This is a genomic window from Bacteroides sp. L008 (genome assembly GCF_040812255.1).
GTDB lineage: Bacteria > Bacteroidota > Bacteroidia > Bacteroidales > Bacteroidaceae > Bacteroides > Bacteroides vicugnae.
In genome coordinates this window covers 2,238,918-2,257,340 of the sequence record NZ_JBFNXO010000001.1, presented here as the reverse complement: position 1 = coordinate 2,257,340, position 18,423 = coordinate 2,238,918, and the positions used below count along the sequence as shown (strand labels likewise).

8 protein-coding genes are annotated in these 18,423 nt (G+C 42.3%); all 8 read left to right on the top strand.

Annotation, left to right across the window (positions count from 1 at the left end; all coding sequences use genetic code 11):
• Positions 1 to 503 precede the first annotated feature (503 nt).
• Positions 504 to 3,836, top strand: coding sequence for a TonB-dependent receptor (locus tag AB3G73_RS09260; protein ID WP_217721167.1), 3,333 nt, complete (start codon positions 504 to 506; stop codon positions 3,834 to 3,836).
• A gap of 16 nt (positions 3,837 to 3,852) precedes the next feature.
• Positions 3,853 to 5,658: a RagB/SusD family nutrient uptake outer membrane protein gene (locus AB3G73_RS09255; RefSeq protein ID WP_320979692.1), complete on the top strand. Its 1,806-nt coding sequence runs from the start codon at positions 3,853 to 3,855 to the stop codon at positions 5,656 to 5,658.
• 33 nt (positions 5,659 to 5,691) lie between these two features.
• Entirely contained in the window at positions 5,692 to 7,620 is a 1,929-nt protein-coding gene (locus AB3G73_RS09250; protein ID WP_195649518.1) for a DUF5006 domain-containing protein, read from the top strand.
• 38 nt (positions 7,621 to 7,658) lie between these two features.
• Positions 7,659 to 9,011: a PL29 family lyase N-terminal domain-containing protein gene (locus tag AB3G73_RS09245; protein ID WP_195649517.1), complete on the top strand. Its 1,353-nt coding sequence runs from the start codon at positions 7,659 to 7,661 to the stop codon at positions 9,009 to 9,011.
• Positions 9,012 to 9,243: 232 nt separating this feature from the next.
• The gene (locus tag AB3G73_RS09240) at positions 9,244 to 10,827 is read left to right on the top strand and encodes a sulfatase (protein ID WP_148364731.1); all 1,584 of its coding nucleotides are present in this window, start codon (positions 9,244 to 9,246) and stop codon (positions 10,825 to 10,827) included.
• A gap of 15 nt (positions 10,828 to 10,842) precedes the next feature.
• Positions 10,843 to 13,167: a family 20 glycosylhydrolase gene (locus AB3G73_RS09235; RefSeq protein ID WP_367744599.1), complete on the top strand. Its 2,325-nt coding sequence runs from the start codon at positions 10,843 to 10,845 to the stop codon at positions 13,165 to 13,167.
• A 152-nt stretch (positions 13,168 to 13,319) separates the two neighbouring features.
• Positions 13,320 to 16,394, top strand: a complete 3,075-nt coding sequence (locus AB3G73_RS09230; protein ID WP_367744598.1) for a glycoside hydrolase family 2 TIM barrel-domain containing protein — start codon at positions 13,320 to 13,322, stop codon at positions 16,392 to 16,394.
• Between the two features lie 144 nt (positions 16,395 to 16,538).
• Complete coding sequence (locus AB3G73_RS09225) at positions 16,539 to 18,356, top strand: alpha-L-fucosidase (protein WP_367744596.1); 1,818 nt, start codon at positions 16,539 to 16,541, stop codon at positions 18,354 to 18,356.
• Positions 18,357 to 18,423 lie beyond the last annotated feature (67 nt).

The following is an 18,423-nucleotide window of genomic DNA, read 5'->3' as shown; positions in this document are numbered from 1 at the left end:
GTGAGTAAGGAGGTATTGCTCACCGAGGAACGGTTTGTTGCTCACCGAGGAAGTTTATCAATTTCTTTGGGAAGAATGCATATTATCCGAAAATAAATGTAGTATTTCTCTTCTAATATGCATATATATGTAGTTTCTTAATGCTTTTTTATGTTAGGGTACTTTTTTCTGTTACCGTTTCATCTTCCTGAATATGAAAAATAGAACATGTATTCAGCTCAAAAGAAAAGTTAGGTCTTATCATAATTATAGCTTTCCTTATTTGACTTGAAAAGTGTTTAATGATGTCTATAACGCTATAATTTATCGATGAAATGGATGATTTCAGACAAAATTGGATATAAAATAGCGATTTTGGAACATCTTATTTTCATAGCCTTCATATTTTTGTAGCCGATAAGAGTTGTTGAATGCGTAGTTTTAATAACTCTTTTAAACTAAGAGTCTTTGAGATTTATTTTTGTTAGCTAATAAATAAAGTCTTTATTGTTAAATGTAATATTATGAAAAGAAAGAAGCTTATGAAAAAACAAAGCTGCTTTGTTGTTCTTCTGATGCTACTCCTGTTATTTCCGTCGGGAGTATTTGCACAGCAACAAATGATTAAAGGACAAGTAGTAGATGATAAGGGTGAAACTGTTATTGGTGCTACAGTCATGGTAAAAGGAGGGCAAGAAGGTGCCATAACCGATATTGATGGAAATTTCTCTGTAAAAGGTAAAGTTGGAGCCACATTAACTATTTCTTATGTAGGTTTTTCTCCTCTTGAAGTAAAAGTAACGAAACTGGAGGGTAATCGTTTCGTGCTCAAAGAAGACTCAAAAGTACTTGATGAGGTGGTAGTGGTAGGTATGGGGAAGCAGAAACGTAATACAATTACGGCTGCCGTAGCTACAGTTAAGTCCGATGCGATTGTCAATCGTCCGGTAACCGACGTGACTAGCGCGTTGCAAGGTAATGTCGCTGGTTTGAACTTTGCGTCAGATGCTGCAGCGGACGGTGTAGGTGGTGAGACTGGTGCTGAAATTAAATTTAATATTCGTGGAGTTGGTTCTATCAATGGTGGCGAACCTTATGTATTGGTAGACGGTGTGGAACAAAGTATGCAGAATGTTAATCCTGCCGATATCGAAAGTATCAGTGTTTTGAAAGATGCTTCCGCATCAGCTGTGTACGGTGCCCGTGCTGCTTATGGAGTAGTATTGGTTACCACTAAAAGCGGACGGAAGGAAAAGACACGTGTTACCTATCGCGGAACGGTTGGTTTCAGTTCTCCTATTAATATGCCGCAAATGATGAACTCATTAGAGTATGCCAACTATTGCAATCAGCGGGATGTGAATATGGGACGTACAGCTCAGATCTCAAATGCAACCATCGAAAAGATAAAAGGCTTTATGGCTAATCCTTATTCGGCAGAATTTCCCGGCATCGGTCCTAATCAAGCGGGTGACGGTTGGGCAGCAGCCGATAATGTTCAGTATGGTAATACAGATTGGTTTGATTATTATTTCAAAGACCGTGCGATACGTCATTCTCATAATTTGAGTGTACAGGGTGGTGGAGAAAAATCTACTTATTACATTGGTTTAGGATATACTTATCAGGAAGGTTTGATGGATCAGGTTCAGGATGATCTGAAAAAGTATAATATCAATACTAAATTTTCGGTTACAGCAACCGATTGGTTGAAATTCCACTTTAATAATAATGCAACGATAAACATAATCAATCGTCCGATGGCTAATCAGACTATTTTTTATGGTACGATAGCCAATACGGCTCCAACCCGTGTGACTCAATTACCCATTGAACAGGCGGAGTATTCTACTCCAACTTGGAATGAATTATTATACTTGAAAAAGTCCAATTATAATCAGAACCGTGTTTCGGATGCATTATCTTTCTCGGCTATTATTACTCCGCTGCAAGGATGGGATATCATGGGAGAAATGAAAGCCCGTTTGGATGTGGAAAATAATAGTTTCAAATTGAAAAAAAGCAATCATGCATTGCCTAACGGGCAAGTTATAGAGACTTCCGGCAACCGTCAGGGATATCAATATCCGGGTATGAGATGGCAAAATACACGTTTCGGTTCACTGACACGCGGTAGTGCTTTCAATTACTATCTGTCTCCCAGTTTGTCCAGTACCTACATGAATCAATGGGGGGATCATGATTTTAAAATCATGGCAGGTTATCAAATGGAATTGCAAGAAAATTCCAGTGAATATATGTATAAAGATGGAATGTTGAGCGAAGATACTTATTCATTTGACAATGCCGATGGAACCGTATATGCCGGAGAGGCTCGCACTCACTGGGCTACGATGGGATTTTATACCCGAATCAACTGGAACTATCAGAATACATATTTCTTGGAACTTAGCGGACGTTATGACGGCTCTTCCCGCTTTGCGCCGGGACATCGTTGGGGATTCTTCCCGTCTTTTTCTGCCGGTTATGACATTGCCCGTACTAAATACTTTGCCGATTTGAATATGCCGGTATCACAATTCAAAGTACGTGTTTCTTATGGACGTCTGGGAAATCAGAATGGTGCAGGATTATATGATTATCTGGGAGTGATGAGTCTTGACCCGAATAATGTGAATGCATGGTTACTTCCGGGAGGAGGTGATGTAATAGGTAAAGGAACAATCTCATTAACTCCGAAAATGATCAGCCCGTACATTACATGGGAGAAAGTAGACACCGCCAACTTCGGTTTGGATCTTATGTTATTGAAAGACCGTTTGTCTGTAACGTTTGATGTTTATCAACGTACGACCAAAGACATGATTGGTCCTGCTGAAGCTATTCCGGCTGTCAGCGGTATCATTCCCGATGATCGTGCAAAAATAAATAATGCTACTCTTCGTAACCGGGGTTGGGAACTCTCTGTCAACTGGCAGGATAAGTTGAAATGTGGTTTTAGTTATGGAATAGGATTCAATTTATTCAATTACAAGGCTGTGATTACGAAGTATAACAATCCTGAAGGTATTATTTATAACAACCATACCGGTTTGGATCGCAACAAAGGTTATTATGAAGGAATGGATATAGGTGAGATCTGGGGATTCGTAGCAGATGACTTGTTTATGACCAATCAGGAGATTGATTCATATCTGAATAGTAAAGATCTTTCTTTCTTTAAGAATGACAACCTTTGGCAAGTGGGTGATTTGAAATATCTGGATACTAATCGTGATGGTAAAGTAGATCCGGGAAAAGGAACATTGGAGGATCATGGCGATCTGAAGGTAATCGGAAATGCTACACCTAAATATTCATTTGGTATAAATTTGAACTTGGGATATAAAGGATTCTCTGTCTCTACTTTGTTCCAGGGAGTGGCGAAACGTGATTTTGCATTAGCGGGAAGTACTTATCTTTTTGGTGGAAAGAACTTCTTTAAAGAGCATCTCGACTATTTTAGTCCGTCGAATCCCCGTGGATATCTTCCTCGTCTGACAGATCCCAAAACAGTAGATTATAATACAAATATTGGTTACAATACAACACGCTATATGGTCAATGCCGCTTATATGCGTATGAAGAACCTGACCGTGTCTTATACATTCGACAAGAAGCTCCTGAAAACTATGAGACTGGAAAATTTGAGAGTATATTTTACGTGTGACAACCTGTTTACTATTACTAAGTTGCCTAAGGCTTTTGATCCTGAAACCTTGAATCAGGTAAATACTTGGGCGGGTGGTAGCAATGCTACAGCACCGGGACTTACCTCCGCTGCCAATGAGAACGGTAACGGTAAAGTATATCCGATGAACAGAAACTTTGTATTTGGTCTTGATTTTACTTTTTAATAAATAACAGAGAAGTATGAAACGATTTTATTTATATATAGTATTGATGGCAGGTCTTGGAATATGTGTATCTTCTTGTGCCGACTTTCTGGATCGTGAGCCGCTTACCGTACCGAACAACGAATCGTTCTTGTCCGGTGAAGCCCAAGTGCGTGGATATATCAATGGTCTTTATACAGCGCTTCCTTCATTGGCGAAATTCGGAATGGGAGTGCGTGGAGAAGAAAAGAACAGTGATAATATTCTTTCCGAAATTTACAATAAGCGTCTGAATGGTGAGGAAACCTTGTTTTCCAGCAGTGAAGACTGGGAAAACGGTTATAAAAATCTGCGTAATGTGAATTATTTCTTTCACTATTACCTAGTACCGGAAGACATGGAAACAGAAGAAGTAAAATCATTGAAAGGCGAAGCTTACTTCCTGCGGGCTTACTGGCACTTTGTTCAGTTGAAGAAGTTCGGTAATATTCCTATTATGGATGCTTTCTGGGATGAACATGCCACGATAGCCGGTTTGCAGATCCCGCAGAAAGATCGTGGTGAAGTTGCTAAATTTATCTTGGAAGATCTGGACAAAGCAGAGAAACTATTGTTCAATAGAAGCAAATACAGCGGTTTGCGTATTTGTAAGGAAGCGGCTATGTTGCTTGCCATGCAGGTTGCGCTATACGAAGGTTCGTGGGAGAAATACCACAAGAATGATGAATTTGCGGCTGCCACTGACCAATCGGCTTATTTCTTTGGAGAAGTGTTGAGATGGGGAGATATGCTTTTCGAGCAAGGTATAAAATTAAATACGAAAGAAACAGATGGCGGTGTAGTCAATCCGGGAGATGCTTACGGACGTCTGTTTAATCAAAATGATTATTCCAACATTTCAGAAGTATTGTTCTGGAGAAAATATTCGGTTACTGACGGTGTGTTTCATGCCTTGACCGGATTAGTGGGTGGAGGAGTTGTCGATCAGGATGGACCTGCCGGTATAGCCGGAGACTTGGTAAATACCTATTTGAATGCTGATGGAACGCCTGTTGATCCGAATAATAGCAAGTTTAAAGATTTTAATGAAACCTTTAAAAGCCGGGATTTGCGCCTCACAGAAACTATCATGAGCAGTGGCTATAAGTTTAAATCTACTGCTAAAGGTTCTCGTCCGATGAAAGTGGCAGATGCTTCTACCGGTGATAAAACAATCAATCCTCCTTTCCTGGCAGGTGATGGTAATGCTAAAAATGTAACAGGGTATCACATTCGTCTCGGAGTAGATACGACATACGTTTCAGGGGACTGTGAAACCGGACTGGTACTCATGCGTTATGCTGATGCATTATTGAGCTATGCCGAAGCTGCCGAGGAATTGGGCAAATGTGATGATGAAGTGTTAAGTAAAACATTGAAACCTCTGCGTGCACGTGCCGGAGTAACTTATGTGACACCTGCCAGAGATCCTAACTTTACAGATTATGGTTATACATTGACTCCCGTTATGCAAGAGATTCGTCGTGAGCGTCGTGTGGAACTGGCACTGCAGGGATATCGTCTGGATGATCTGATGCGTTGGGCTGCTGATAAGGTAATTGTTGGCAAACGTGGCAAAGGAGCATATTTGGGACATGATGGTGTTTTATACAAATCATTTGCGGAAGATAAACATGAAGCATTAGCCAAAGTATTGGTAGATGGCAACGGATGGATGGATCCTTTGCAGGAGTTGATACCGGGTGGTTATCAATTCAATCCTAAGAGAGACTATCTGTTACCTATTCCTCCAAGTGAACTGGAACTGAATAAGCAGATGAAGCAGAATCCGGGGTGGAAATAATAATCATAGACTTTATAATTAAAGATATACTGTATGAAAAAGATTTTAGAATGGACATATTTGTGGATGCTGCTTATATTACTGGCAGTGAGTATGTCAGGATGTTCTGACGATGATAATGTAAGCCCGTTGGCAGAACCTGTACCTTTAAAGATGACACTGAACAGTACGGATTTGGTAATGGGAGAGGTGCTGGAAATCACTTTTGACGTGACAGGTACGGAAGAAGGAAAAAAAGCGATGAATGAAGATCTGAATATCAGATTGAGTGCCACTACTGATAAGGGAGCAGTCGATCAGTTGGTATTTGATGATTTTCCATCGGTGGTTACCATGAGGCAGGGAGAGATGACTAAAACCGTCCGGGTTCCTGTAAAGAAAGAAGGACTGAATAGAGAACGTTCCATCGAAATATCTGCATTTGCACGTGGATATAGAATGGCAGGTGCTTTGCAAATTGTGACTGTCAGTGACTACCACTACTCTAAAGTTTCGTTGAAGAATAATGCCGATAATACGGTGAAGGAGGGACAGACTTTTGTATTGGTAGCTTCCGTCAACACTACATTGAAAGATGAACTTACCATTACTATTACTCCTAAGGCCGGAGAAGGAGAACGTTATGAAAATCTTCCTTTAGAATTGACTATTCCTGCTGGAGCGAACTCGGTAGAAAGTGCGCCGGTTACTATGATAAAAGATGTGAATACTACCGAGGATGAAGAGCTGACTCTTGATCTTGCTACAGTTCCTGTTCTTAGCCGCTATCCTTTACAGGCTACGAAGCTGACTATAAAGAAGACTGATATTCATAAAAATATGGGCAGTGAGGTAAGAGATGAACGCTGGTTATATGAAGATGCAGACCAGTTGTTTGTTTCACCGAAAAATGAAGCGGCTATAAAAGCTTGGGGACAGACTAATTATCAGGTAATGAATGAGGGAGATCCTCATCCGAATAGTGGAAAAGTGCTTCCGGAAGGAAAGTGGAAATTCTTTCGTGCATATGAATTTCATAAAATATCTTCGTGTTTAACGACGAAAGAAAGTAATGATAAAACATATGTAAGTAATGAATATCCTTTAGGTTTTGCTGACCAGAATACAGCGGCAGTAGAAACTGCAGGTTCTGTGGATAATGCTAAATATGCATGGGTTACAGACGAAGGTTATTTGAGAATGATTTCACTGAAAGAGCGTACTCCAGGAAATAATGGTACTAAAGATTTTGGAACTTCTGCTTTTTATTCCTGTAAGTTTATGCGAGGAAATGTAAATAGTCCTACTTGGGCATCCTCTAATATCCGTATTTATCCGGGAATGCGTATTGAGACGCGTGCACGTATTCGTGGTGCAGAAAATAGCGGAATGTTACCGGGTATCTGGCTCCAAGGTAATGAGCAGGTAGGAGGCGACTCGCAGTGGAATGTCTGGCCGGATTTTGGAGAAATAGACGTGATGGAAAATAACACCAAACATGGAAATTTAAGCTATAGAAGATCGGCGGAACAAACTTTCCATATCGGAAACACAGCTCCTGGAACAGGGGGAAGTCGGCATTATAATCCGACTGTTGCCGTAACCGACATTGCGGGAACAATAGATCAGTTCCAGATTTATTGGATGGAATGGGTGGATAATCAAACCGTGCGTATGGGAGTCAATGGTAAGACTACAATAACTATAACTGAAGCACAAGCGTTGGCTAATGGTGCCAGATGGCCGTTTACAGATAAAGTAAATACCGAGGGACTTTATTACATTCTGACGATGATGTTCCTAGGTAAACAGGCTCCGGATTATCCATCAATGGAAATGAGTTATCTGACAGCAAGGAATATGTTGAAAAATAATCCGAATGCGCTGATTCCCCGTATGGAGATAGACTGGGTTCGTTTCTATATCGACGATACCTATACCGATCATGATATGCCATATCGGAAAGATCTGATCCTTTATTAATAAACTGAATAAATAAACCTTTTTAATAAGATAATAATATGAAACTGAAATCAATTTTATGTGTAGTATTTGCGGCAACTTTATTAGGCAGTTGTAGCTATGATGACGGAGATTTGTGGGATGCAGTCAACGGACAGGAAGAGAGAATTTCCGCTTTGGAGAAATGGCAGAAGACAGTGGTTGAGCAACTGAATTCCTTGCAGGGAATTCTTACTGCTACAGATTATATTACCGATGTAGAGAAGGTGACAAAAGAAGATGGAACGGAAGGCTATAAAATTTCATTTCTTCATGCATCTCCTATTACGTTGTTTTACAACAAAGATGGTGAGGTGAGTGGAACAAATGAAGAAAGTATTGGCGTGGATAAAGGCGATGATGGTAAATGGTATTGGACATTGGGCGGTGAGCCCTTGCAGGTAGATGGTAAAACTATTTACGTAAATAGTGGAGATGCTATCAAAATGGAAACAAATCAGGACGGTTCTACCAAATTAACTATTGGTGATAACTCGGTGACGATACCGTCATATCCGGTTGCCCATCCTGTGACGGGCGTTACTCAATCGGGTAATATTGTTACAATTACATTGAACGGAGGTGCAACGGTAGAACTTCCTAAATATATCAACTGGAATGGCTATTTAGCAGCGGAATATAGTAAAGAGACTGCAGGAGAAGAAACTTATCCGATAGTGCTTCCGGAAGGCTGTATTATGAGAATGTTGGATACCAATCCTTCAAACTGGACAATACAAGTGACAGGTTCGGGAAATAACACAAAATTGAAAGTTGTTTATCCGGCAGCCGGAGAAGCTACAGTCGCTTTCTTGCTTTCGGATGGAGAAACTCAAACAGTAATTAAAACAGTGACGTTTAAGGCAGCTACAGATCCAGGTATCCAGTGGACTACTATAGAATATACAGGTGCGGCAATCACAATACCGGAGGGGGTATTGAGTGTTAAGGTGACAGGAACGTGTTCTGGAGGAGCTCCAAGTCTTAGAGATCACATCGCTACACCTCTAAAGACAGCAAGTGGTGTGGTAAATATTGATTTATCGGAATTGGTATATAGTGCTGCTATTCCAGCTAACGCATTCTATATAAATCTTCCAGCTTTGCCGGAAAAGGATAAGAATACATCCATTGAAACAATTATTCTTCCAAAGGGGACTATTAATATTTTCGATCGGGCATTCAAGAATTGTGTTGCTTTAAAAAGCTTGACTATTTTATCAGCAACTACCCTAGGATATAATGCTACGGCTTTCGAGGGCTGTGATGCTTTGGAATCTATCTTTGTAGCAATAGATAAAGTGGAAGCATATAAAACGGGTTGGAGTGCACTAGCGGATAAGATCAAACCGGTTCCCGAAGCGGGAGAGTAAAAGGTTTATTTTGTCATCAGATTTTTTAATGACATGAATGCCTTTCAATTAAAAGGGGGAAAATCCCCCTTTTTGTTACTTATAAGTATAGCAAGTAAATAGTGATTTCCTGTATTTTTTGATGAAATAAAAAGATTTGTAGAATATTGGACATTAATTGGTGATTTGTGGAAGTCTGAATAGATGGTTATCCTCTATCTTTGCTACTGCAATCTTATACAAAATAGTATTTATGGAAAAACTGCAATCAAACTTATTTTTTCCTTTAGCGGGAGTAGCTGCTATAGCTTCCCTAGCTTCTTGTGCAGGCAAGCAAAAACCTGCGGAACAGCAACCTCTGAACATTGTTTATATCATGACAGACGACCATACGGCTCAAATGATGAGCTGTTATGACACTCGCTATATGGAAACTCCGAATCTCGACCGTATTGCAGCTGACGGAGTACGTTTTACTCAAAGTTTTGTGGCCAATTCTTTAAGTGGTCCCAGCCGTGCCTGCATGATAACGGGTAAACATAGCTGTGCAAACAAATTCTATGATAATACCACTTGCGTTTTCGACAGTTCTCAGCAGACTTTCCCTAAACTCTTGAGAAAAGTCGGTTATCAGACCGCATTAGTCGGTAAATGGCATCTTGAGAGTTTGCCATCAGGATTTGATTACTGGCAAATCGTCCCCGGACAAGGAGATTATTATAATCCGGACTTTATTACGCAGGACAATGATACCATTCAGAAACATGGTTATATCACCAATCTTATTACGGATGATGCCATTGACTGGATGGAAAACAAGCGTGACCCACAAAAGCCTTTCTGCCTTTTGATTCATCATAAGGCTATTCATCGTAACTGGATGGCAGATACTTGCAATCTGGCTTTATATGAAGACAAGACCTTCCCGTTGCCGGATAATTTCTTTGATGATTATGAAGGCCGTCCGGCTGCCGCTGCACAAGAAATGAGCATCGTGAAAGATATGGATATGATCTATGACCTCAAAATGCTGCGTCCTGACAAGAACTCGCGGTTAAAATCACTGTACGAAAGATTCTTAGCCCGAATGGACGAAGGACAACGTGCTGCATGGGATAAATTCTATGGTCCGATTATCGATGACTTCTACAAACAGAATCCGCAAGGCAAAGACCTTGCCAATTGGAAATTCCAGCGTTATATGCGTGACTATATGAAGACGGTTAAATCGCTGGATGACAATGTAGGTCGTGTACTCGATTATCTGAAAGAAAAAGGATTGCTGGATAATACACTTGTGGTCTATACTTCCGACCAGGGCTTCTATATGGGCGAACATGGCTGGTTCGACAAACGATTTATGTATGAAGAATCCATGCGTACACCGCTTGTCATGCGCTTACCGAAAGGCTTCGACCGTAGAGGGGATATCACCGAAATGGTACAGAATATCGACTATGCACCCACTTTCCTCGAATTGGCAGGAGCAGAGGTGCCATCGGATATTCAGGGAGTCTCGCTTGTTCCTCTGTTGAAAGGAGAACATCCGGAAAACTGGCGCAAGGCACTTTATTATCACTTCTATGAATATCCGGCCGAGCACATGGTGAAACGCCATTATGGAATACGCACAGAACGCTATAAACTGATTCATTTCTATAATGATATCAACTGGTGGGAACTCTATGACATACAGGCAGATCCGACAGAGATGCATAACCTCTACGAGCAACCTGAATACGAGCCGGTAGTGAAGGAATTGAAAGAAGAGATGTTGAAACTACAAGAACAATATAATGACCCTGTCCGATTCTCCCCCGAAAGAGACAAGGAATAACCCTGAAATAATATCATGATAAAATATATCTTCATACTGTTGACCGGATTTCTGGCATCAATAGTGACAGGATGTGATAATACAAACTTAACACGCAGTATTTCTATGGTTCCGCGCCCGGCACAGATGATGCCGGGCAGTGGCAACCATTTATTCTCCGATCAGACAGTTTTTGCAGTGGAGAATGAGGAGCAGGCGGAAATTGCAAGAGGTTTGATTACTTTGTTTACTCGTACAGCCGGTTTTACCCCCAAACTGAATGTAGGAGGAGAGGGGAATGTCCGTTTGCTGACAGACCCTTCTTTGAAGAGCGAAGCCTATTCTTTGGAAGTTTCTCCCCAAGAGATCGTTATTAAGGCTTCGGATAACAAAGGCTTTTTCTATGCCTTACAAACAATTCGCCAATTACTTCCTCCCTCCATTGAAAGAGAAAGTTTGTTGGACAAGAAATTGGAATGGAGCATTCCGGTCGTAATCATTCAGGATGAACCACGTTTCGGATACCGGGCATTGTTGTTGGATGCATCCCGTTTCTTTATTCCTAAAGAAAATGTATTACGTATCATTGATTGTATGTCAATGCTTAAACTGAATACACTTCATTTTCATTTGACAGACGACAATGGCTGGCGGGTGGAAATAAAGAAATATCCCCGATTGACGGAAGTCGGTGCGTGGCGGGTGGATCATCAGGATTTGCCTTTTCCTGCCCGTCGCAATCCGAAAAAGGGAGAACCTACCCCGGTAGGAGGCTTCTATACCCAAGAGGACATCCGGGAAATGGTGGCTTATGCTGCTGAACGTCAGGTTGAGATTGTGCCCGAAATAGATATGCCTGCTCATAGCAATGCTGCATTGACAGCGTATCCCAGACTGGCTTGCCCGACGGTGAAGGATTATATTGGTGTATTGCCCGGCTTGGGAGGACGAAATTCCGAGATCATTTATTGTGCAGGAAACGACAGTGTTTTCAACTTTTTGCAAAATGTGATGGATGAAATCATGGAATTGTTTCCCTCACGCTATATCCATATTGGTGGTGACGAGGCTCAAAAAACACATTGGAAGAAGTGTCCGTTGTGTCAGGCACGGATGAAAAAAGAAAATCTGGCTGATGAAGAGGACCTGCAAGGATATTTCATGAAGCGGATAAGTGACTATGTACGTAGCAAAGGCAGAGAGGTGATCGGTTGGGATGAACTGACCAATAGCAGTTTTCTGCCGGAAGAGTCTATTATTCTTGGTTGGCAAGGGTTTGGACAGGCTGCATTGAAGGCGGCAGAGAAAGGACATCGTTTTATTATGACTCCGGCACGCATTATGTATCTGATTCGTTATCAGGGACCGCAGTGGTTTGAACCGTTGACATATTTCGGGAATAATACCCTGAAAGACGTGTATGACTACGAGCCGGTACAAAAGGATTGGAAACCGGAATATGCTTCGTTATTGATGGGTGTACAGGCTTGTATGTGGACAGAATTCTGTAATAAACCGGAAGATGTGGACTATCTTTTATTTCCTCGTTTAGCCGCGTTAGCCGAAGTAGCTTGGACACAACCGGATAAAAAAGACTGGGCTTTGTTCCTGAAAGGAATGGACAGGTATAATGAGCATCTTGCAGAGAAGGGAATTGTTTATGCTCGTTCCATGTATAATATCCAGCATAAAGTGACTCCCGAAAATGGTGTGTTGCAAGTGAAGTTGGAGTGTATTCGTCCTGATGTGGAAATCCGTTATACAGTAGATGGTAGCGAGCCGACGGCTAGTTCATCTTTATATACCGATTCATTAACGGTAACGGCGACTCAAACCATTAAGAGTGCTACCTTTGCACAAGGTGAGCAGATGGGGCAGACGCTTGTATTACCTATTGTCTGGAACAAAGCGACCGGCAAACCTATCCTCGGAAATAAACCGAATGAGAAACTCATGACGAACGGATTACGTGGTAGCTTGAAGTATACAGACTTTGAATGGTGTTGTTGGGAGAAGAGCGACCACATATCTTTTACGATAGATTTGCTGCAAAAAGAAAAATTGAATGCTTTTACTATAGGTTGTATCACTAATTACGGCATGGCGGTACATAAACCGAAATCAATCCGTATCGCAGTTTCAGATGATAACGAAACCTATCGTGAGGTAGCAGGTCTGAATTTTACTTTCCGGGATATATTCCGTGAAGGAACCTTTATCGAAGATTTCTCCATGGATATGAAAGGAACGGAAGCAAGATATGTCCGTGTAACGGCAGAAGGGGCGGGAGAATGTCCTGCCGACCATGTACGTCCGGGACAAGAGGCGAGAGTTTATTTTGATGAAATAATGATTGAATAATCAATATTGGTTATTTGAGGCATGGATTACACGGATTAACACTGTTGCTTTGCGTAATCATAGTACTGAAGCTGTGAAATCTGTGTAATCCGTGCCTTAAAATAATAGCTTTAAGAAATAGTATGAACTAAATTAATAATGAGTACTTAACCATGAATAACCTGAAGAAACGAACGTTTTTAATCTTATCAGCAGTACTGGCTGCCACAACTTTCATGTTAGCGCAACAACAACCGTTGCCCGAATGGCAAAGCCAATATGCGGTGGGACTGAACAAACTCGCTCCTCACACATACGTATGGCCTTATGCCAACGCTTCCGACATTGAAAAGCCGGGAGGATACGAGCAGTCTCCATTTTATATGAGCCTGAACGGAAAGTGGAAATTCCATTGGGTGAAGAATCCCGATAACCGTCCGAAGGACTTTTACCAACCTTCTTATTATACAGGAGGATGGGCGGACATCAACGTGCCCGGTAACTGGGAACCACAGGGGTATGGTACAGCTATCTATGTCAACGAGACGTACGAGTTTGATGATAAAATGTTCAACTTCAAGAAAAATCCGCCGCTGGTTCCTTATGCAGAGAATGAAGTCGGCTCCTACCGCCGTACCTTCAAAGTGCCTGCCGACTGGCAAGGACGCAGGGTTGTACTTTGTTGTGAAGGAGTTATTTCTTTCTATTATGTATGGGTGAATGGAAAATTACTGGGATATAACCAGGGATCAAAGACGGCTGCCGAATGGGATATTACAGATGTACTGAATGAAGGTGAAAATGTGGTCGCTTTGGAGGTGTACCGTTGGAGTTCGGGCGCTTATCTGGAATGTCAGGATATGTGGCGTTTGAGCGGCATCGAACGTGACGTGTATCTTTACAGTACCCCCAAACAGTATATTGCAGACTATAAACTGAATGCTTCTTTAGACAAAGAGAAATACAAAGATGGTATTTTCGGACTTGAAGTGACCGTAGAGGGACCTTCCGCTACTACTTCTTCCATTGCTTATACACTGAAAGATGCTGATGGTAAAGCTGTTTTGCAGGATGCTATCCGGATAAAATCCCGTGGATTGAGCAATTTTATCGCATTTGAAGAAAAGAAGCTCCCCGGTGTAAAGGCTTGGAGCGCGGAGCATCCTTATCTTTATACATTAATGCTCGAATTGAAAGATGAACAAGGCAAGGTCACTGAACTGACCGGCTGTGAAGTAGGTTTCCGTACCTCGGAGATTAAAGACGGACGTTTCTGTATCAACGGCGTTCCGGTACTGGTGAAGGGAACCAACCGTCACGAACACTCCCAACTGGGACGTACTGTGAGCAAGGAACTGATGGAACTGGACATCAAACTGATGAAGCAGCACAATATCAACACCGTGCGTAACTCACATTATCCCACGCATCCTTACTGGTATCAACTTTGCGACCGTTACGGCTTGTACATGATTGACGAGGCAAACATCGAATCTCACGGAATGGGATATGGTCCTGCTTCCCTTGCCAAGGATAGTACTTGGCTGACTGCGCACATGGATCGTACCCACCGCATGTATGAGCGTTCCAAGAATCACCCGGCTATCGTTATCTGGTCGTTGGGAAATGAAGCCGGAAACGGAATCAACTTCGAACGTACCTATGACTGGCTGAAATCGGTAGAGAAAACTCGTCCCGTGCAGTATGAACGTGCTGAATTGAACTATAACACAGATATTTACTGCCGTATGTACCGCAGTGTGGACGACATCAAAGCATATGTAAACGAGAAAGACATCTATCGTCCTTTCATTCTTTGTGAATACCTCCATGCAATGGGTAATAGTTGCGGTGGACTGAAAGAATACTGGGATGTATTTGAAAACAACCCGATGGCACAAGGCGGCTGCGTTTGGGACTGGGTGGATCAGTCATTCCGCGAAATAGACAAGAACGGTAAATGGTACTGGACGTATGGTGGTGATTACGGACCGGAAGGAATTCCGAGTTTCGGCAACTTCTGCTGTAACGGCTTGGTAGGTGCTAATCGTGAACCGCACCCGCATTTGCTCGAAGTAAAGAAAGTATATCAGAACATAAAAGCAACGCTCGCAAATCAGAAGAATCTGACCATCCGTGTTAAGAACTGGTATGATTTCTCTAACTTGAACGAGTATATACTGAACTGGAATGTGACAGCAGATAATGGCAAGATATTGGCGGAAGGTACGAAAATGGTTGATTGTGCGCCGCACGCCACCGTCGATGTTACTTTGGGTGCTGTAAAACTTCCGAATACAGTCCGTGAGGCTTATCTGAATATCAGCTGGACCCGTCGTGAAGCTTCTTCAATGATAGATAAGGACTGGGAAGTGGCATACGACCAGTTTGTACTTGCCGGTAATAAGAATTACACAGGCTACCGTCCGCAAAAAGCAGGCGAAACGACTTTCACCGTTGATAAGAAAACAGGAGCACTTACTTCATTGAATCTGAACGGCAAAGATTTATTGGCTGCTCCGCTGACATTGAGCCTTTTCCGCCCGGCAACGGATAATGACAACCGGGATAAGAACGGCGCACGCCTGTGGCGCGATGCAGGACTGGATGGTCTGACCCAGAAAGTAATTTCACTGAAGGAAAGTAAGACTTCGACTACTGCCCGTGTAGAAATTCTAAATGCGAAAAATCAAAAGGTAGGAACAGCCGACTTTGTGTATTCGTTGGATAAAAACGGTGCACTGAAGGTACACACTACTTTCCAACCTGATACGACCATCGTGAAATCCATAGCCCGCTTGGGACTGATATTCCGGGTAGCGAACTCTTACGATCAGGTTTCTTATCTGGGACGTGGGGACAATGAAACATACGTTGACCGCAATCAATCCGGCAAAATCGGTGTATATCAGACCACACCGGAACGGATGTTCCATTATTATGTTGCTCCGCAGGCTACGGGTAACCGCACCGATGTACGTTGGGCAAAATTGGCAGATACTTCCGGCGAAGGCATCTTTGTTGAGTCGGATCGTGCTTTCCAGTTTAGTATCATTCCTTTCTCGGATGTATTATTAGAGAAGGCCCGCCATATTAATGAACTGGAACGTGACGGATTGCTGACTGTACATCTGGATGCCGAACAGGCAGGCGTGGGAACGGCCACTTGTGGTCCCGGAGTATTACCGCAATATCTGGTTCCATTAAAGAAACAGAGTTTTGAATTTACCCTTTATCCGGTGAAATAGATACTGAATCAATAGGTTTTTAGATAATATATAAAGGTGGGGGTTGCACTGATTGGATGGAATATCGTAAGAAAGTATTCTGTGATAATCGTTGAAATCTGCACCTTTATTTTATCTTTGTACGATTACAATAATGAATAGACCATGAATAAACTACTAACCTCTCTTTTATTGTCTGTTACTCTTATGGGTGGAGTGCAGGCGCAGAAAAAAGAAAACTATTATGTGAAGCATGTTGAGTTTCCTCAGGGTGCAACTCTCGAACAGAAAGTCGATATGGCAGCACGGCTGGTACCCACTCCGCAGCAATATGCCTGGCAGCAAATGGAACTGACTGCTTTCCTTCATTTCGGAATCAACACCTTTACCGGACGTGAATGGGGCGACGGAAAAGAGGACCCCGCACTTTTTAACCCTTCGGAACTGGATGCTGAACAATGGGTACGTACCCTCAAGGAAGCCGGCTTTAAAATGGTGCTTCTGACTGCAAAACATCACGACGGTTTCTGCCTGTGGCCTACGGCTACTACCAAACATTCCGTAGCCTCTTCTCCCTGGAAAAACGGACAAGGCGATGTAGTGAAAGAACTTCGTGCTGCCTGTGATAAATATGATATGAAGTTTGGAGTATATCTTTCTCCCTGGGACCGGAATGCGGAATGTTATGGAGACTCTCCCCGTTACAATGATTTTTTTATCCGGCAACTGACTGAATTGCTCACTAATTATGGTGAAGTGCATGAAGTCTGGTTCGACGGAGCGAATGGAGAAGGTCCGAACGGAAAGAAACAGGTGTATGATTGGGATGCTTTCTATCAGACCATCCAACGCCTTCAACCCAGAGCTGTGATGGCAATTATGGGGGATGATGTCCGCTGGGTAGGAAACGAAAAAGGATTAGGACGTGCAACTGAATGGAGTGCAACTGTGCTAACTCCCGGCATATATACCCGTTCACAAGAGAATAATAATCGTCTGGGAGTTTTTGGTAAAGCGGAAGATTTGGGAAGTCGTAAGATATTGGAGAAAGCTACGGAATTATTCTGGTATCCTTCGGAGGTGGACGTATCCATTCGTCCGGGATGGTTCTATCATGTGGAAGAAGACAGCAAAGTGAAGTCTTTGAAACATTTGGCGGATATTTATTTTCAATCAGTAGGTTATAATTCCGTTTTGTTGCTGAATATTCCTCCGGATCGTAGGGGATTGATTAATGAAGCCGATGTGCAGCGATTGAATGAATTTGCAGTTTATCGTGAGCGGGTATTCGCTTCTAACAAGGTTGTGAATGGCCGAAAATATTGGAATGCAACTTTCGGCAGTGAAAAGGTTTATTCATTGAAGCCGAATGCAGAGATAAATGTGGTGATGCTTCAGGAGGATATAACGAAAGGGCAGCGGGTAGAAGCCTTTACGGTGGAAGCCCTGACTGATAATGGTTGGAAGGAAGTTGGAAAAGGTACGACGATAGGATATAAGCGTATGTTGCGTTTTCCGGCAGTTAAAGCCAGTAAGCTTCGCGTGAAAATAGACGAATGCCGGTTGACTGCATCTATTAGTCAGGTTGCTGCCTATTATGCGGAACCTTTGCAGGAAGAAACAAAGAAAGAAGACTGGAATAATTTGCCGCGTTCCGGATGGAAACAAGTGGCCGTCTCTCCATTAACGGTTGATTTGGGGAAGACAGTAACATTGAACAGTTTTACGTATGCTCCCGCGAAAGCCGAGGCTAAGCCAACGATGGCATTCCGTTATAAATTCTTTGTAAGTGTGGATGGTAAGAATTGGAAAGAGGTGCCTACTAGTGGGGAGTTCAGCAATATCATGCATAATCCGTTGCCACAGACGGTTGCTTTCAATCAGAAAGTGCGGGCACGTTTCATTAAACTGGAGGCCACTACACCTGATGCTGCCGTTGCTAAAGTAAATATGGATGAAATAGGAGTGATGGTGGCTCCCTGATAGAGCCCTCATCGGAAGATATGTTTAGAGAATAGCAGTGTAGACCGGCCTCTTGATTTTTAATGAA